General features: G+C 62.8%; 16 protein-coding genes. 5 read left to right on the forward strand and 11 right to left on the reverse strand.

Annotated features, from left to right (window positions below; genetic code table 11):
• Window positions 1–2: 2 nt before the first annotated feature.
• A complete protein-coding gene (locus tag A0W34_RS22145; RefSeq protein ID WP_081558283.1) occupies window positions 3–2,279 on the reverse strand; it encodes a SulP family inorganic anion transporter in 2,277 nt (758 codons plus the stop codon).
• Window positions 2,280–2,603: 324 nt separating this feature from the next.
• On the opposite strand from A0W34_RS22145, the gene mgrA reads away from it, so the two are divergent.
• Window positions 2,604–3,635 carry an L-glyceraldehyde 3-phosphate reductase gene (mgrA, locus tag A0W34_RS22150; RefSeq protein ID WP_007733451.1) on the forward strand — a complete coding sequence of 344 codons (1,032 nt, stop codon included), beginning with the start codon at window positions 2,604–2,606 and terminating at the stop codon, window positions 3,633–3,635.
• A 13-nt stretch (window positions 3,636–3,648) separates the two neighbouring features.
• Here the strand turns inward: mgrA and ppk2 are convergent, their stop codons facing one another.
• On the reverse strand, window positions 3,649–4,614 hold the full coding sequence (gene ppk2 / locus A0W34_RS22155; RefSeq protein WP_003940295.1) for a polyphosphate kinase 2: 966 nt from the start codon (window positions 4,612–4,614) through the stop codon (window positions 3,649–3,651).
• A gap of 210 nt (window positions 4,615–4,824) precedes the next feature.
• On the opposite strand from ppk2, the gene A0W34_RS22160 reads away from it, so the two are divergent.
• Entirely contained in the window at window positions 4,825–7,242 is a 2,418-nt protein-coding gene (locus A0W34_RS22160; RefSeq protein ID WP_007733454.1) for a lysylphosphatidylglycerol synthase transmembrane domain-containing protein, read from the forward strand.
• A 9-nt stretch (window positions 7,243–7,251) separates the two neighbouring features.
• On the opposite strand, the gene A0W34_RS22165 is transcribed toward A0W34_RS22160, so the two are convergent.
• Both A0W34_RS22165 and A0W34_RS22170 read right to left on the reverse strand, forming a co-directional pair.
• The gene (locus tag A0W34_RS22165; protein ID WP_081558284.1) at window positions 7,252–7,542 is read right to left on the reverse strand and encodes a hypothetical protein; all 291 of its coding nucleotides are present in this window, start codon (window positions 7,540–7,542) and stop codon (window positions 7,252–7,254) included.
• An 11-nt stretch (window positions 7,543–7,553) separates the two neighbouring features.
• Window positions 7,554–7,778, reverse strand: a complete 225-nt coding sequence (locus A0W34_RS22170) for a flavin reductase (protein ID WP_232329904.1) — start codon at window positions 7,776–7,778, stop codon at window positions 7,554–7,556.
• A gap of 192 nt (window positions 7,779–7,970) precedes the next feature.
• Between A0W34_RS22170 and A0W34_RS22175 the strand changes: the two genes are divergently transcribed.
• Window positions 7,971–9,182 (forward strand): low temperature requirement protein A, encoded by a 1,212-nt coding sequence (locus tag A0W34_RS22175; RefSeq protein WP_081558286.1) that lies wholly within the window; start codon window positions 7,971–7,973, stop codon window positions 9,180–9,182.
• 10 nt (window positions 9,183–9,192) lie between these two features.
• On the opposite strand, the gene A0W34_RS22180 is transcribed toward A0W34_RS22175, so the two are convergent.
• The 7 genes from A0W34_RS22180 to A0W34_RS22210 form a co-directional block, all read right to left on the reverse strand.
• Complete coding sequence (locus A0W34_RS22180; protein WP_064073983.1) at window positions 9,193–10,431, reverse strand: helix-turn-helix domain-containing protein; 1,239 nt, start codon at window positions 10,429–10,431, stop codon at window positions 9,193–9,195.
• 106 nt (window positions 10,432–10,537) lie between these two features.
• Window positions 10,538–11,935 (reverse strand): dihydrolipoyl dehydrogenase, encoded by a 1,398-nt coding sequence (lpdA, locus tag A0W34_RS22185; RefSeq protein ID WP_081558287.1) that lies wholly within the window; start codon window positions 11,933–11,935, stop codon window positions 10,538–10,540.
• A gap of 6 nt (window positions 11,936–11,941) precedes the next feature.
• The gene (locus A0W34_RS22190) at window positions 11,942–13,459 is read right to left on the reverse strand and encodes a 2-oxo acid dehydrogenase subunit E2 (protein ID WP_081558288.1); all 1,518 of its coding nucleotides are present in this window, start codon (window positions 13,457–13,459) and stop codon (window positions 11,942–11,944) included.
• A 2-nt stretch (window positions 13,460–13,461) separates the two neighbouring features.
• Window positions 13,462–14,511, reverse strand: a complete 1,050-nt coding sequence (locus A0W34_RS22195) for an alpha-ketoacid dehydrogenase subunit beta (RefSeq protein ID WP_007733466.1) — start codon at window positions 14,509–14,511, stop codon at window positions 13,462–13,464.
• A 10-nt stretch (window positions 14,512–14,521) separates the two neighbouring features.
• A complete protein-coding gene (locus A0W34_RS22200; protein ID WP_044479496.1) occupies window positions 14,522–15,445 on the reverse strand; it encodes a thiamine pyrophosphate-dependent dehydrogenase E1 component subunit alpha in 924 nt (307 codons plus the stop codon).
• A 236-nt stretch (window positions 15,446–15,681) separates the two neighbouring features.
• Window positions 15,682–16,143 carry a hypothetical protein gene (locus A0W34_RS22205; RefSeq protein WP_003940038.1) on the reverse strand — a complete coding sequence of 154 codons (462 nt, stop codon included), beginning with the start codon at window positions 16,141–16,143 and terminating at the stop codon, window positions 15,682–15,684.
• 63 nt (window positions 16,144–16,206) lie between these two features.
• Window positions 16,207–16,773: a hypothetical protein gene (locus A0W34_RS22210; RefSeq protein WP_042451198.1), complete on the reverse strand. Its 567-nt coding sequence runs from the start codon at window positions 16,771–16,773 to the stop codon at window positions 16,207–16,209.
• A 253-nt stretch (window positions 16,774–17,026) separates the two neighbouring features.
• Here A0W34_RS22210 and A0W34_RS22215 point away from each other — a divergent pair, with 253 nt between their 5' ends.
• Window positions 17,027–17,683 carry a hypothetical protein gene (locus tag A0W34_RS22215; RefSeq protein ID WP_003939689.1) on the forward strand — a complete coding sequence of 219 codons (657 nt, stop codon included), beginning with the start codon at window positions 17,027–17,029 and terminating at the stop codon, window positions 17,681–17,683.
• Window positions 17,676–18,239 (forward strand): hypothetical protein, encoded by a 564-nt coding sequence (locus A0W34_RS22220; RefSeq protein WP_081558289.1) that lies wholly within the window; start codon window positions 17,676–17,678, stop codon window positions 18,237–18,239. Before A0W34_RS22215 ends, A0W34_RS22220 begins: the two co-directional genes overlap by 8 nt.

Genomic DNA, 18,239 nt, shown 5'->3' on the forward strand with positions numbered 1-18,239 from the left:
CTTCAGGTCTCGATCAACTGGCCGATCCCTGACGCTGTCACTTCGATGACCCGAGCCGAGCCGATGTCGAAGAACAGTCCGGCGATACGCAGGCGACCATCCACACGGGCCTGACCGACGAGAGGATGGCGTTCGAGAGTCTGCAATTGGACTGCGACATTGACCATTCCGAGCTGATCGACCTCCGAGAAACCTGCCTCGGCCGCAGCACGCGCGACCGGATGGCCACTCGTATAGGCCTGCAAGCTCGTCTCCGCATGCCGCAGCCATTCCCCGACGACTCCCGATTCCGACGAACCGTTCGTCAGGAGTGCTTGCATCGCGCCGCAGCCCGAATGTCCGCACACGACCACCGAGCTGACACCCAACTCGTCGATCCCGAAGGCCAGTGCCGCTTCCACCGACGTATCGCGGCCGCCGGCAGGAACCAGGTTTCCGACATTGCGCACGGTGAACAGGTCGCCGGGGCCACTGCTCGTGATGATGTTCGGCACCACTCGCGAATCTGCGCAGGTAAGGAAAAGAGAGTCGGGGTTCTGCCCGTCGCGCAACTGATCCATGTGCGGCCGTATCGCTTCGGCGCGATGGCGATGATAGTTGGACACCCCGTCGAGAATGGGCCGCAAGGCCGGCGGGCTGCTCAGATTCCTCCCCGAAGCCTGTGGTTGCCAACTGCCCCACGGCGCGAGCAAGCCGCGCAGGTCGGTGACTGCGGCGCCGCGCTTCGGCGGACCGGTGGTCGCGCTCTCCATACTCACCGAGCCGACTTCGTCGATGACCACCGAACCACCTGCCAACTCGTACTGCCTCGCCCACTCTTCGATGACGTCGAAGACGGCATGGTCGAGGAAGTCGACAGACAGCTCGACGGTGACGTCCGACCGCGGTGGGAGTCCGGCGAGCACCGACGTCAGCTTGGGCAGCACCAGGAAGGTGCACGAGCCTTCGACCAGGACGCGCCACTTCCCGGAATCGTTGTCGCCCAACTCTTCTGCGGTGACAGTTGCGCGGATGACACGCCACACCAGGAGGGCGATGGCCAGCGCCAACCCGATCAGGACGCCCTCGAGCAGATTCAAGAACACGACGCCGACCACCGTGGTGCCGTACACCCACAGATCACCGGTCCGTCGCGCCAACCGAATGTGCGCCAGCTTGACCAGTTGAATACCGATGACAATCAACAGTCCGGCCAGTGCAGACTTCGGAATCTGCTGGACCAACCCGGCGAGCGCAGCCGAGAACAGCAGAATCCACAGGCCGTGCATGATCGACGACGCGCGGGACTTCGCCCCGGCCTCGACATTGGTCGCACTGCGCACGATCACCCCGGTGACCGGAAGGCCGCCGATGGCCCCGGACACCATGTTCGCGGTGCCCTGGCCGAGCATCTCGCGATCGAAGTTCGACCGCGGGCCCGAGTGCATCTTGTCCACGGCCACGGCCGAGAGCAGACTCTCCACACTGGCGATCAGGGCGATGGTGAGGATGCCGGTTGCGACGCCGAGCCACTGGCCGTCGGGCAGAGCGGGGAGTCCGATCGAGTCCAGCAAAGATCCGTCGAGAGCAATACGCTCGACGTCGATCGGCAGCGCCAGCGAAGCGAGAGTTGCCAATACGATGCCCACCAACGCCGCCGGAACCTTGCGGACACCGGCAGGGAGATAGCGCCACCCGAGAAGGGTGGCGATGACGACGAGTCCGATCATCAGGTCCTCGACATGCAAGGCACCGATCTGTGCGGGCAACTGCCGTAGATTGTCCAGCGCCGAGCTGGCCGAGCTTCCACCCAACAACACGTGAACCTGTTGTAGCGCAATGGTGATGCCGATACCGGCGAGCATCGCATGCACCACCACTGGAGCAATAGCCAGCGCCGCACGGGCAATTCGGCTGAGCCCGAACACGATCTGCAGAATTCCGGCGCCGACGGTGATCAGGCAGGTGACTTTCCACCCGAACTTGCCGATCAGTTCGGCGACCACCACGGTCAGGCCGGCTGCGGGACCACTGACTTGCAGCGGTGAACCTCCCACAGCTCCGGCCACCACTCCGCCGACGATTGCGGCGATCAGACCTGCCATGATCGGCGCCCCGGAGGCGATCGCAATTCCCAATGACAGGGGAAGCGCCACCAGGAATACGACCAGCGACGCCGGCACGTCGTATCTGATCAGTTGCTCGAGATATCGCCGGCTTCCACCACCCGGCGGAGACGAATCCCCCACGACGCTCTCGTCTGCGGATGATTGTGCGTGCACTACGGACTGCGTCGACATAGATCTCCTCGCCGGACCCCGGATCCGGCTGCTGGGCAACATGTTCGAAGCGAATCGGCGATCGGTATCGCCGATCGACTGTGACCATGGTAACCGCGATTCCTTACCGTTCCCTTAGATGCGAGCCCAGACGTGGTCGACGTCACCGCCGCCCGGCACTGTGACTCGAACCTGAACATCGGTCCAAAAGATCGATCGAATTGCTTTAAACCGCAAGCATTTTGACTGACACACCTCCAGCCGCCGGCACACCTGAGCGCCGTCGGCGATAATGGTCGGGAGTGAACGCTCAACCGCAAACACAACGATGTGAAGGCAGGCACCATGTCCGATCAGTACGTCGCCGCGCAGGACCGCTACGAAGCCATGCCGTACCGCCGAACCGGTCGGAGCGGTCTCAAACTCCCGGCCATCTCGCTGGGCCTCTGGCACAACTTCGGCGACGACGTACCGATCGAGAACCAGCGCGCAGTTCTGCGGCGGGCATTCGATCTCGGAATCACCCACTTCGATCTTGCGAACAACTACGGTCCCCCGTACGGAAGCGCCGAGACGAACTTCGGCAGGATCCTGCGTGAGGATTTCTCTTCGTACCGCGAGGAATTGGTCATCTCGTCCAAAGCCGGCTGGGACATGTGGCCCGGCCCCTACGGATTCGGTGGTTCCCGCAAGTATTTGCTGTCGTCCCTCGATCAGTCGCTCGGACGACTCGGCGTCGACTATGTCGACATCTTCTACAGCCATCGCCCTGACGCCGAAACTCCGATCGACGAGACCGCAGGCGCCCTGATCAGCGCTGTCCAGCAGGGCAAGGCCCTGTACGCGGGTATCAGTTCGTACTCGCCGGAGCGCACCCGTGAAATCGCCGCACTGCTCGCCGCTGCGGGGGTTCCGCTCTTGATCCACCAGCCGAGCTATTCGATGCTGAACCGCTGGATAGAGCAGGACCTGCTGTCGGCTGTCGACGATCTCGGCGTCGGCGTCATCGCGTTCTCACCACTCGCTCAAGGCATGCTCACCGATCGCTATCTGAACGGCGTCCCCGAGGATTCCCGTGCAGCTCAAGGTAAGTCACTGGATCCGTCGTGGTTGACCGACGACGCTCTCACCCACATCCGCGCGCTCAACGACATCGCGGCAGACCGCGGCCAGTCGCTGGCTCAGCTGGCACTGAGCTGGGCACTCCGCGATTCGCGGGTCACCTCGGTACTGATCGGTGCGTCCAGTGTCGCCCAACTCGAAGCCAACGTCGGCGCGCTCGACAATCTCGAATTCAGCGCAGCCGAACTGGCCTCCATAGATCAGCACGCCAAGGACAGCGGCATCAATCTGTGGGCAGAGGCCAGTTCGATCTGAGCGATCACCTGCGCTAGAGCTGAGGCAACTCCACGTTCACGTGCTCGCCCTCTTCGAATACGGCCGACGCCGGCCCGACGATCAAGGGATCCGGAGTACCGACAGCCCGGTGATCCTTGTTGGGATAGTCGAAGCTGGCGAGCACGTGACGCATCGCCTCGAGGCGAGCGCGCTTCTTGTCGTTGCTCTTGATCACCGTCCAGGGCGCATCCCCGGTATCGGTGTAGAAGAACATGGCTTCCTTGGCCTGGGTGTAGTCGTCCCACTTGTCGAGCGAAGCCAGATCGGTCGGTGAGAGCTTCCACTGACGCACCGGGTCCGTTCGGCGGGCCGCGAACCGCGCCAACTGCTCTTCGCGGCTGACCGAGAACCACAGCTTGTGCAGATGAATCCCGGAGTTGACGAGCATCCGCTCGAAGTCCGGGGTCTCTCTCATGAACTCGAGATACTGCGTCGGCGTGCAGTAACCCATCACTCGTTCGACGCCGGCGCGGTTGTACCAGGACCGGTCCATCATCACTATCTCGCCGCCGCTGGGTAGGTGTGCGACATAGCGTTGGAAATACCACTGCGTCCGCTCGATGTCGGTGGGCTTCTCGAGCGCGACCACGCGGGCTCCACGGGGATTGAGATGCTCGGTGAATCTCTTGATCGACCCGCCCTTACCGGCAGCATCGCGACCTTCGAAGATGATGAGCACCTTCTGACCGGTTTCCTTGACCCACAGCTGCAGCTTGAGCAACTCGATCTGCAGACGCCGCTTCTTCCGCTCGTACTCGCGGCGCGACATCTTCTTCTCGTACGGATAGCCCTGCTTCCAGGCATCCGCGAACTCCGAAGGCTCCAGCACGCCGAGCTTGTGCTTGAGACTCGACAGCTCGTCGATCTCGGCCGCGTAATCCTCGGTGACGGAAATTCTGGTCGACGGGGTCGGCAGGTCAGGAACCCGACCGTCCACACCGCTGGCGTCGGGGCTCATGAATACGCACTCCCTGTCGTCGAAATGAACGAACGTCCGGAAAGTGAATTTTACGCGCCGAAGCCCGCTCCCGCGGGTCCGAAGAGAATGTTGCTTGGCATCGAGGAGGTAACGACAGGTCCGGCTTCCCAGTCGCCGAACCCTCACGCGGTACCTTGATCGAGGTAACTGAGACGGTCGGTAACCCCGAGAGAAGAGAGTTCTGGCGAGATGCGAGTAGACGGACGGGAGATCCCGGTAACGGGAAGCCTCCTGCCACCACTGCACCGCCGTACGAGCGACATCATGCGGGTTGCGATCGCTGCTGTGCTGCTCGGCGGCGTGATCGCGGGATCTCTGATCACTCGAAGTCAGTGGGACGCCCTCGAAACGTCGGTGTCCAACATCGTCGGTGTTCTCTCGCCGAGCCTGTCCGACACTGTGTACCTGCTCTACGGCATCGCAATTCTGGCGCTACCGTTCGCCATCCTGATCGGCCTGATCGTCGGGCGCCGGTGGAAGTTGCTGGCCGGATACGCCGCCGCCGGACTGTGCGCCGGTGTCGCGCTGTCCTTCACCGGAACAGGCCTGGCGGCACCGAAATGGCACCTCGACGTGCCGGACCGACTCGACGCCACCTTCCTGTCTCAATTCCTCGACGATCCGCGATGGATCGCGATGCTCGCGGCGGTGCTCACCGTCTCGGGCCCGTGGCTTCCGAAGAAGTGGCGACGAGCCTGGTGGACGCTGCTTCTGCTCTTCGCTCCCATCCATCTGATCGTCAGCTCGATCGTTCCCGCACGATCGATGCTGGGTCTCGCCGTCGGTTACCTGATCGGCGCGGTGATCGTTCTCGCCGTCGGCACCCCTGCCCTCGAAGTGCCATTGGACTCGGCAGTACGCGTACTCGCGCGGCGCGGTTACCGCGTCACCGCATTCCGCGTCGTGAGTCCCTCGGGAATCGGGCCTCTTGTCATGTCCGCAGCCATCGACCAAGCACCGGACGACGAACCTTTCGACGAACTCGTCGTCGAGTTGTACGGACAGAACCAGCGAAGCAGCGGAGCAATTCGACAGACGTTCCGTTGGATCTCTTTCCGTAACCGTGAAACTCCGCCGCCCTACGGATCACTTCGTCGCGCCGTCGAACACCGAGCGCTCATGGGTATCGCTTTCGCCGACATCGGTCTGGCCAGTTCCAAGGCCGTCGCAATCTCGGTACTCGATCGCGGGTGGGAGATGTACGCGCGCCCGAGTCCTCGTGGCATCCCCCTTGCCGTCGCCGTCGAGAACCAGGCGGGCGAGGAAGAATCCACCAAACTGATCGACGCGCTGTGGCAAACACTGCATACCGCTCACGTGCACCAGATGGCGCACGGCGACCTGCGCGCTTCCGAGATTCGTGTCGAAGGCGGAACCATCCTCTTCGGCGGGTACGCGTACTCCGAATTCGGCGCCACCGAAGTTCAGATGCAGTCCGACAACGCACAACTTCTCTTCGCCACCGCATCATTGTTTGGGGTCGATGCAGCGGTGGACGCCGCGATTCGAGCGCAAGGCGCAGACACGATTCTCGCCGCCTCCGGCCGATTGACCACCGCTGCATTGCCCAACCGAATTCGGCGGACGGTCACGGATTCCGCGAAACTGATGACCGAGATCCGAGACGAGGTCGGTGCCAAGAACGGGATCGAAAAGGTCGCTCCCGCACAGGTCACCCGATTCAGTCGCAACCAGCTGATCCAGCTCGTTCTGCTCATCGGTCTGGTCTACGTCGCCTACCCCTTCATCAGCCAGGTCCCCGCGTTCATCACCGAGCTGAAGACGGCCAACTGGTGGTGGGCACTGCTCGGCCTCGGCGTCTCCGCACTGACGTACGTCGGCGCGGCTGCGGCCCTGTGGGCCTGTGCGTCGTCGATGGTCAGTTACCGCAACCTCTTGATCATGCAGGTGGCCAACACCTTTGCGGCGACGACAACTCCGGCCGGAGTCGGCGGGCTCGCGCTGAGCGTGCGGTTCCTGCAGAAGGGCGGGCTCGGTACCGTCCGCGCAACGGCCGCAGTCGCGCTGCAACAGACGGTTCAGGTGGTCACCCACGTCGGCTTGCTGATCTTCTTCTCGATCGTCGCCGGACGTGATACGAACCTCTCGCACTTCATCCCGGGATCCACTGTTCTGTACCTGGCGGGCGGCGTAGCGCTCGGAGTTCTCGGTGCATTCATGTTCATCCCGAAACTCCGTGGGTGGCTGCGCGACGATCTGCGTCCTCAGATCACCGAGGTGTTGGGTGAACTGAGCCAACTCGCGCGAAACCCGACCCGCTTCCTCATCATCGTGGGCGGCAGCGCCGCAACAACTCTCGGTGCCGCCCTGGCTCTGTGGGCGAGCGTCGAAGCATTCGGCGGCGGAACGACGTTCATCACCGTCACCATCGTTACGATGATCGGTGGGACGCTCGCCTCGGCGGCTCCGACACCGGGTGGCGTCGGAGCCGTCGAGGCCGCCCTCATCGGTGGTCTGTCCGCATTCGGACTGCCGGCAAGCATCGCGGTCCCGTCGGTCCTGCTCTACCGAGTGCTGACCTGCTGGCTCCCGGTGTTCTGCGGTTGGCCAACGCTGCGATGGCTGCAGAAGAACGACATGGTCTGAGCCGTTCCGCTACTTCTGGCGAACGACGTGAGCCTGCAGTGCTTCGCCGTCCTCGTCCACCCAGCCTTTGCTCTGGGCGTATTCGACCATCGCGGCAACACCTTCGACGTCCGTGGTGCTCTCGCGAACGCGGGCTACCGAGATGAATGCACTACCACCGCTGACGTATCCGTAATCCTGAAGGCGCAAGAGTTCGTCCAGTTCGGCTTCGGAGATGTCGGCACTCACCTCGACGTGAAAGGCCTTCAGGTTGTCCACATCGTGGATGCTGACGCGGCCGTCGTCCACCAGTACATACATGGCTCTCCTTCCTAGAGCACTGACGTCGGTGCGTGCGTACCGAATACACGCCGGTGGTAGGTCAGTGGATTCGACTCGCGGTGCTCGACCTCGTTCACCGATCCTGTCACGATCTTGTGATCACCACCGTCCACGGTGCACACGATCCAGATGGGAGCTTCCGGCAGTCTCGGTGAGCACACGTGCGCCATGGCTTCTCGAAAACACAACGCCCGGTTGCCCTGTGGGACATTCACGATGTCAGCCCTTGTCTGCCAACTCTTGTGCGTACTTCTTTGTCATGTGGTCGACGGCGTCGACTTGCGCCTTCGCATGCCCCTCCCTGACGGCGCGCGCGTGAGCGCGGACAGCATAAACACTACTTCGAGAAAACGGACAACTTCGCCGCCTACCAGCACTGTTGATGCCGATAGCCGATACTGAGCTGTATGTCGGAACTCGGAAATGAACCAGACTCGAAGCAGAAGGCGGTGCTCGAGCGACACGCGTCGTGGATCGAATTGTTCTTCGACCTCGTCGTGGTTGCCGGTATCGGTCAGTTGGCTCACCTGCTCCACGGTTCGCCGTCGTGGTCGGATGTCGCGCTCTACGCGTTGCTCTATCTCGCGTTCTGGACCGCGTGGGCGACGTTCACGATGTACGGCAACGTTGCCGGTGACCGTGTCCGGATCCCGAGCATGCTGATCGCCATGTTCGGACTGGCCGTCATGATGGCGGCCGTGGCCGGCATCCACGACAACCATGCGCTGGCCTTCGCTGTCGCCTACGTGGCCGTACGTCTGCTGGCGAGTCGGGTGTGGCACAACGGCCAGATAGTCGTGGACTGGCCGATCGCCCAGATGTCTCTCGGTGTGATCCCGTGGATCGTCTCGTTCTGGTTCGAGGGCGAAACTCGGTTCTGGCTCTGGACCGCCGGTGTGGCCATCGACCTGCTGATCATGTTCGTCGTCTCCGGCAGCGCGATCATGGAAGACGCGCAGGAAAAGCTCGACCGCATCATCAAGGTTCGGGGGTTCAAGGACGACCGGATGCCCGAACTCGAAGCCCTGCACTCCGATCGGGCTCACCTTGCCGAGCGCTTGGGCCTGTACGTCATCATCGTGCTGGGCGAGGGTGTGATCCTCGTGATTTCTGCGGCCTCGAAGCTCACCTGGGACTCGACGGTGGTCAGCCTCGCAGTCGGATCGTTTGTCCTGCTCTCGGGCATGTGGGCTCTCTCGCTTCTCTACGGCCACGCCGGTGTTCCGCACCTGCAGCCCGAGAAGTTTCCCGCTCGCATCGACATGGCGCTGCACTGTTTCACCACCGGCGCTATCGCGGTTCTGGTCGCGGGGCTCGGAGCGGCAACCGAACACGGCGCGGAGCATACGCCCGCGAACCTGCGGTGGTTGTTGTGCGGAAGCATCGCAGTCTATTTCGGAATCAGCCTGGTGGCAGGGCTGTTCGCGCGATCGGACCGACGGTGGCTGCTCGGCTGGGCGCTCCCGTGCACCGCCGTCCCCATCGTCATGGGCATCGTCGGCACGCACATGAGCGCCACGTGGATCATCTGGGTTCTGGTGGCCACCGTGACCTGGCAGAACGGCTACGAGTACGCGCAGGTGCGGCGTTCGCGCCGCTCTGCTGTGCGCCTTTATTAACCCCCCGCGGTTAATAAAGGCGCACAGTAGGGGCGGTTTTTACCCTCACCGCCGGGTCGAAGCGATAGGGCTGAGCCAACAGGATTCCGGCCAATCGCTTACGCAACCTCGACATCTCGGCCCGGACGGTCACCGTCTTGCGCGGATCGCCGAACAACTGTGAGGCGAGCTGCGAGGCCGTGAGGCCCTCGGGCGCCTGTGTCAGAGCCACGAGGATCTGCGAATGGCGCGGGCTGAGGTCGATGCTCCAGCTCCCCATTGCCGAGGAGTACCGCAATTCCATCGCATTCGGATCTTGCACATCCAATTCGACTTCGGCACAAACCGTTCCGGACGCCGGATCCATTTGAGGGCGGACGAGCCAACCACCCGGAAGCGGCTCGCACATACATAGTCCGAGCGACGGGAGCCAATGCTCGCCGCTGCTCATCACTTTCGGCAGTGCGATTCTGTAGATCGGCGCCATCGAGTCCACCGCCGCGACCCAGCCACTGCGGTCCACGACCACTGTCGGCTGACTCGCACGAGCCAGCGTCGATGCCGAGATCATCCGGAGCTGATCCAATCCGATTCGATGCTTCTCCCGCAGTGCGGATTCCGCCAGCCTGGCCACACTGTCCACCAGAGCGAGAGTCGACGGGTGGACCGTGTCTGCTGCGCCGGCGACGTTCACGACGGCGATGGCCCGGCGACTACGCGGATCTCGAACCGTCGCCCCGGAGCAGGTCCACGGATGCTGCGAGCGCGAGTAGTGCTCGGCCGAGAACACCTGCACTGCCGAACCTGATGCCAAGGAAGTGCCGATCCCGTTGGTACCAACAGCTTCCTCGGTCCACGACGCACCCTCGATCATCCCGAGCCGTTCGGCCCGATCCAACATTCGACTGGACCCGTGTCGCCAGAGGATACGTCCGTAGCGGTCCGCCACCACGATCAGATTCGCGTCGTCCGGGCCGACGAGTGGTGCCAGACCGTGCACCGCCTCGCCGAAGATCTCCGCCATGCCGGCTGCGCGTCTGCCTTCTTCGATCTCGGATTCGCGGCCGGTCTCGGTGATCGAGCACCGGTCCGGATCGAGTCCGAGCGCACGCAAACGCGACCACGAATTCGCGATGACGGAGCGCGGACGCGCAGGCGGCTTGCGTCCCGACATCGTTGCTTCGTACACGGATTCGAGAACACGTGCGTACTGCGCCGGGTCTTCACCACTGGCCAGGGCCGGTTCGAGTCGATTCGTTTCGCCGATCACACTCCAGTCCTATGTGACGGGGTCTTCGAAAGCGAGCGTTGCACCCGGTTGCAGAGTTGTTCGCGTGCGTGAACGAAAGGACGGCGTTCACGCACGCGAACGGTGCTCACGCGTTGAGGGGTCTCCCCAGCGCCGAGAGCACAGACTCGTGCATTGCCTCCGAGAGCGTCGGATGAGCAAACACGACCTCGGCGAGATCCTCGCCGGTGGCTTCGAGGGATCGAGCGATACCGAAACCCTGAATCTGCTCGGTCACATCCGGACCGACCATGTGCGCGCCGAGAAGTTCCCCGGTATCGGCGTCGAAGATCGTCTTGACGAAGCCTTCGGCCTCGCCGATCGCCAGTGCCTTGCCGTTCGCCTGCAGGTCGAAGTGTCCGACCCGCAGCGCGCGACCAGTACCGGCGCACTGCTTCTCCGTCAGACCCAGGCTCGCCACCTGTGGGCGGGCATACGTGCATCCCGGAACGTAGTCGCGATCGAGCGGATGAACGTCGGGCACGCCCGCCAGCTTTTCGACGCACAGGACAGCTTCGTGACTTGCCTTGTGCGCCAGACATGGAGCGCCCGCGACGTCACCGATCGCATAGATCCCGAAAGCGCTCGTACGGCACCACTGGTCGGTGACGATCGCACCGCGCTCGATCTCGACGCCCAGAGCCTCCAACCCCAGATCCTCGACGTTGCCGGTGATTCCGGCCGCCACCAACACCCGGTCCACGGTCAACGACTCGACACCGTCGCTCGTCTGCACATTCACCTGGACGGCGTCGTCGCCGACGGTCACCGCCGACACCGAGGCTCCGGTGTGAATCGTGATGCCACGCTTCTCGAACTGCTTGCGAACGAAGGCCGAGATCTCTTCGTCCTCGACCGGCATGATGTGTGGTGCCATCTCGACGATGGTCACCTCGGTTCCGAGATCGCGGTACAGGCTGGCGAATTCGACTCCGATCGCGCCGGACCCGATCACGAGCAGCGACTTCGGCAGTTCCTTCGGGACGAGCGCGTCGAAGTAGGTCCACACCCGATCACCGTCGGGGGCAACGCCGGGAATCGAACGCGGCCGGGCACCGGTTGCAATGATCACGTGGTCGGCTCGATACGTCTGTCCTCCCACGGATACGACGCCTTTGTCCACCAACTTCGCGGCGCCTGAGATGACGTCGACGCTGTTCTTCTTCATCAGATAGGCAACACCGCCGGACAACCTCTCCGAAACCCCTCGGCTGAACGACACCAACTTCGAGATGTCGAACTGGACAGACGCCGAACTGAATCCGTATGTGTCGAGTTCACTCAAGGTATGCGCGACGTCCGCGCCGTGCAGCATCGCCTTGGTGGGGATACAACCCCAGTTGAGGCAGATACCTCCGAGGCGATCACGTTCTACCAGCGCGACGTTCAACCCCAACTGGGCAGCCCGGATCGCCGCCACGTAACCACCGGGGCCGCCACCGATGACAAGAACGTCGTACTTATGCGACGTATTGTTTTCCACCACAGCCCCTTACACCAACATCAGCGCGGGAGAAGCGACAAAGCGCTGGAGCTCCCGAAGGAAGGTCGCACCCAGGGCTCCGTCGATAACCCGGTGATCGCACGAGAGGGTCACGGTCATCACGGTCCGGGCAGAAACACTGTCACCGACCACCACCGCGCGCTTCTCCCCCGCACCTACGGCAAGGATCGCTCCCTGGGGCGGATTGATGATCGCGTCGAATGCCTTGATCCCGAACATGCCGAGGTTGGACACCGTGAAGGTTCCGCCCTGGAATTCTTCGGGACGAAGTTTGCCGGTCTTCGCCTTGGTGGCCAACGAGAGCACCTCACCCGCGATGTCCGCCAACGACTTGGTATTCGCGCTACGCACGATGGGCGTGATCAGCCCGGTCGGAAGTGCAACTGCCACCGAGACATCCGCCGACGCGAATCGAAGAACCGATTCGTTCGCGGCATCGAACTGGACGTTCACGTCCGGCACCTTCATCAGTGCAGCGGCGCAAGCCTTCACGATGAAGTCGTTGACCGACAGCTTGACCGCCGGGACGGTCGAATTGATCTCCTTGCGCAGAGCGAGGAGCGCATCGAGCTCGAGGTCTGCGGTGAGCCGGAAATGGGGTGCCTGCTGCTTGGACGCCTGCAACCTACCGGCGATTGCCGATCGCATGGGGGTGAAAGGAATTGTGTCGTACTCGGGTTCGGCCGCAACAGATTCGGTCTCAGCCGCCGCCTCGGGCAGGAGCTGCGCTGAACGAGCGGCGTCGTGCACGTCGGCGACGCAGACGCGCCCCCGCGAACCCGTCGGACGACAGTCATGCAGGTTGACGCCCAGTGATCGGGCAGTTCTGCGTGCGACCGGGGTGGCAGGCACGGCACTGTCGTCGGCGGTCGATCGCAGCGGGAGGCCGGATCTCGCGGCCGGCACTACCGGCGCAACAGTGCCACCGGCGTCACGAATCGCGTCGTCGATGTCGCGGACACTGATCCGCCCGAGGGGACCGGTACCCACTACGGCGGCGAGATCGATTCCGAGCGATTCCGCACGTCGGAGTGCGCGAGGACTCGCAAACACATCGTCCTGCGTCGTGCCTTGCAGAACGCTCGGTACGACGGTGGAACCGGTTGGTGCAGGTTTCGCTGCAACAACCACCTTCGCAGCCGGTGTAGCCGCAGGTGTCACGGGAGCCGCCGGCGCAGCAGCTGGTGACGGTGCCGGCTCTTCCGCCGGCGCGGTTGCGCCGCGGGCGGCGAGGAACTGCTCGATCTCCGCATCCGTCGCGGACGCATCGGCGGATACACCGATCACGGCGCCGACGGGCAGAGTCTGCCCAGGCGTGCCGACGATCTTGCGGAGAACACCGTCGAACGGCGCCTCCAGCTCGTTGGTGATCTTGCTGGTCTCGATCTCACAGATCAACTGGCCCTTGGTGAACGAGTCACCTTCCTCGATGAGCCACGCGTTGACCAACCCCTCCTCCATGGAGAGCCCCCATTTGGGGATGTCGATAGCTTTGATGTCAGCCATGATCAGGCTCTCACCAGCTTGCGAACCGACTCTTCGATGCGCGCCGCGTCAGGCAGCCAGGCAGTTTCGAGGGTCGGGGAGAACGGAACCGGCGTGTGCGGCGGCGTGATCAGTTCGATCGGCGCTTTCAGGTAGTTGAATCCCTTGGTGGCGATCAGCGCGGCTACGTCGTGCCCGAAACCGCAGCGGGCGGCGGATTCGTCGACGATCACGACCCTTCCAGTCGATGCGACGGATTCGAGGATGCCGTCCTCGTCCAATGGTGAGACGGTACGAGGATCGACAACCTCGACCGAAATACCCTCGGCGGCCAGCTTGTCTGCTACGTCGTTGGCGCGGTTCACCATTGCGGACAACGCGATGATCGTGACGTCGTCGCCCTGCCTGGTGTAGTTGGCGACGCCGAACGGAATCGCGTACGGCTCGTCCGGCACTTCGTCCTTGAGGTCGTAGAGAACCTTGTGCTCACAGAAGACGACGGGATCGTCGTCCCGGATGGCTTGGATGAGTAGGCCTTTGGCGTCGTAGGCGTTGGACGGCGCGACCACTTTCAGGCCGGGCACCGCGGCAAATACGTTGTACGGAGACTGAGAGTGCTGCGCAGCGGCGGAGAAGCCTGCGCCGATCATGCCTCGCACCACCAGCGGGGTTCTGGCCTTGCCACCGAACATGTAGCGGAACTTGGCAGCCTGGTTGTAGAGCGCGTCGTAGGAGACTCCGAAGAAGTCCATGAACATCAGCTCGGCGACCGGCCTCAGTCCGGTCAGTGCGGCTCCGGCAGCCATTCCGATGATCGCGGATTCGGTGATCGGGGTATCGATTACACGCTCCGATCCGAACTCCGTCCACAATCCCTTGGTGACACCCAGGACACCGCCAAATGCCTCGATCTTCTTCGTCTCCAGATCGGGATTGGTACCGGCATGCCCACCCCGTACGTCCTCACCGATGAGAACGACGCTCGGGTCGCGTTGCATTTCTTGGGCGATGGCCTCTTTGACGGCCTCGCGGTAGGTCTTCTTCGACACGTTCTCGGCTTCCACGCTTGTCATCTCGGGCTCCTCAGTACGACACGTAGACATCGGTCAGCAGATTCTCGACTGGTGGGTACGCTGCGGCGCGCGCCTTCGCTACCGCCTCGTCCACCAGCACTCGCGACTGCTCGTCCACCGCGTCCAGATCAGCGGTGCTGACCTTCTTCGCATCCACACTGCTACGGAAATTCTTGAGCGGATCCTTGGTTTCCCGCAGTTGCGCAACCTGTTCCGCCGTGCGGTACAGCTGCGCGTCACCCTCGAAGTGGCCGTGCCAACGGAATGCGGCCGCCTCGATCGTGGTAGGGCCACCGCCGGTCCTGGCTCGCTCGGATGCTTCCGCCATCGCGTCGTAGACCGCGAAGAAGTCGGTGCCGTCCACCTTGACGGCAGGCATTCCGAAGGATGCAGCGCGGGCGGCGATGTCGGGTGCGCCCACCGCGTAGTCGGTTCCTGTTGCTTCACCGAATCCGTTGTTCTCGATCACGAAGACGATCGGAAGATCCAGCACCACAGCCATGTTCATCGCCTCGAAGACGGTTCCCTGGTTGGATCCACCGTCTCCCGTGAACGACGCTGCGATGACACCGTTTCGAAGCGTCTTGCCACTCAGTGCAGCGCCGATCGCCAACGACGGGGCTCCGCCGACAATCGCGTTGGCGCCGAGCATTCCCACGGACAGGTCGGCGATGTGCATCGAGCCGCCCTTACCGCGACACAGGCCGTCGTCCTTGCCGAAGATCTCGGCCATCATGCCGTTCAGATCGCAGCCCTTGGCGATGCAGTGCCCGTGACCGCGGTGAGTGGATCCGATGTAGTCGGCGTCGCTCAGGTTCTCGCACACTCCCACCGCGATGGCTTCCTGGCCCGAGTAGAGGTGAATGAAGCCGGGGATGTCACCGGTTGCATTCTCTTCGTGCAGTCGATCCTCGAACGCACGGATGCGCGACATCTTCTCGTACGCCTTCAGCAATGCATCCCGGTCCAGCCCTGAATGGGGCTTGGCGCCGGTCCTTTTCGATCCTGGGGTTGTCGGCTTCTGCGCCGTCCGTTGAACCACAGTCACACTCCTCGTTCTCGATCACTCGTCGCCATGCAGTGTCGTGTAGGTCACGGGCGAAGGGAAAGAGTTGCGTGAGGTTGCCGGGAGTTGCGAAGGGTTGCAGCTGTTGACTTTCGAGCGTTGATTCAGGCGCCGCTCAGGCTGCCGCGTCTGATCTTGGCCAGCGCGCGGTGTTGGGCGAGTTCGACGGCGCTCGTTGTCGTTCTCAGTGACAGCGCCGTCTCGCGCACGTCGAAGCCGACAACGATGCGAGCTACCAAGACGTTGCGTTCTGCGGCCGACAGATCACCGAAGGGCAGAGTGAGTCGACTGGAGGCGGGTAGCGAATCGATTTCGCGACTGATCGCGTCGTACAGATGCGCGAGGAACGCTTCTCCGGCACGTCTACGTCGCCGAATGTCGGACAGGACGGATCGGCAGATACCGACGGCAATACGATCAGCGTCGAGCGGTCGCAGTTCGGCACGACAGCGCCGCGTCACCAGAGGTACGATGCGTTGAAGGAGTTCTGCAATCGCGTCCCGATCCCCTCGGGACGCATCGTCGGCAACACTGTCGATCGAACGTCCACCTGCCCTGCTTGTCATTCCGATCTCCCCCTGCTTCGGCTCTTGGTCGAATTCCCGACTACTGCTCAGGTTTTGAAGTCGCTAGGGGCGTATCGGCTCGGGGCAGATCCCGGTTTGTTCCCCGATGATGTTGATCTCGGCGTTGGAACGAGGGTCAGCGCCGTAGTTGATCTGGTCGGTGCACTTCTCGGAGGGCTCGACGGCATCGGGCGGGAGCGGCGCCGGGCATGAACCCATCTGCTCTCCGATGCTGTTGATCTCCGCATTCGAACGAGGGTCACCCACATAGTTGATCTGATCGGTGCACTTGGTCGACTCGGTAGCCGGACCAGGGGCCGCAGGGGCAACCGCGCTGGTCGAGACCGGGGTCCAGGCCGGCGCTGCTCCGCCCGCCGGGACTCCGGGGGTGGATGCGTCCGTACCGCCGCCCACCGAGTTCGAGCCTTCGACTGTCTCCGAGGTGGTCGCTGCGGTCAGCGGCGGTGGGGTCGTAGACGCCGCAACCACCGATGTAGTCGTCGGTTCGTCTCCTGGAGCGCTGTTGTCATCACTCGAACACCCTGTCATCGCGCACACCACCCCGATCGTCAGTACGGCGAGCAGCACTCGCAGACGCCGAGTCTTGTTGGTCAGCAATAGTTCAGGCATTTGCTCTCACACTCCTCGATACGCGGATCAGCTCGTTCCGCCCAAGCGGTGAACACCGACGTGACTCACTCTAGGAGCCTGATTCCATCGGTTTCGTAACAGAATTCCGTCGGTCGCGTACCAACTCTCGACGGTCCTGACATTCATACGATTACGTAACGGTGGGTGGCAAAACTCCGATATCGAGATCACCTGTGATCGTATGAAAACGCACATGCCGATGAGAGGGTTCGCAGCGGCCGGGGAGGGGAACGTGTTGTATCGGAGTGACATCTGCGGCGGTCGATCAGACCGTACTCGCAGCCTGTTCGGTACAGCGCTCGCGGCAGCAACCCTCGGAGCGTCCGTGATCACCGGCTGCGCGTCCACCCAGGGCGTTGTGATCGAAGGCGATGTCGCTTCCACCGGGTTGCCCGTCACACAACCTGCAGACCTGGCCAGACGGGTTGCCGAAAACTCGAGGTTGGGCCGGGCGCTCCTCGACGATCCGGGGGTGTCCGAGGGAGTGAAGACAGAACTTCGGTCGTGCCCTGACTGGTATCCGATCTCGGTCGGGTCCATCCTTCTCGATCCAGGCGCACCGCGTATCGTGCCGGAGACCGAACTCGTCGTCATGAATGTGTATCCGTGCCAACCGGCCCACCAACCCGGGACCGGAGTGTCGATTTCGGTCAACCTTGCCGGCTACGTCTACCGCAGCGGCAAGGCCGGGTCGAGTGAAGACGATCCCGAACTGGGTGAGCGCCTGTTCTCCGTCGAAGAGCGCGGAAAGTTCATCGTCAGCGGTCAACGCGCCGCGAGTTTGTCTGTCCTGGAAACGGATCCGCGGCCACCGGAGTTCGAATGTTGCCCCCGTCCACCGCTTCGGACCGAGTTCCACTGGGATGGAATGGAGTTCATCCGTGATTGATCGCCGTCGGCGCGCGATGCTCGCCGGTGTTTGCCTGCCGGTCGCGTTTGCTCTCGCCTCCTGTTCCACCGAGCCAGAATCAGAACCCACTCCGAATATCGCAGCATCACTCGACCCCTCGGATCTCTCACAGGGCTTGAGCATCGATCCTGTTGCCCTCCTCAGAGCAGACCCGGAAGTGTCCGATGCGGTCAAGGACAGTCTCCGACTGTGCGGTGATGCGAACTTCCCCTACGAAATCCGGTACTCCCCCGTGACAGGCGCCGTTTGGCAAGATGCCGTCGTCAATGTCTTCACCTGCGAGTCTGTCGGCATCTGGGGACGACCGGCCCCACCGGTCAGCTTCATGGTCGCCGGATTCGTCTACCAGATCGACGAATCGGGCGCTCACAAAGTCTTCGGAGTGCAAGACCCGGGACGCTACGTCGTCGGCTCAACCGAAGGATTGTCGGTCATGGTCGACCTGTGCAAAGACCCCGGCATTCCGGAGTTCTGTCAATCGTCGACTGCATACAAGTGGACCGGTGAAGGGTTTGAGAGTGTTCCGTTCCCATGA

The organism is Rhodococcus sp. BH4 (assembly GCF_002079265.1).
GTDB lineage: Bacteria > Actinomycetota > Actinomycetes > Mycobacteriales > Mycobacteriaceae > Rhodococcus_F > Rhodococcus_F qingshengii.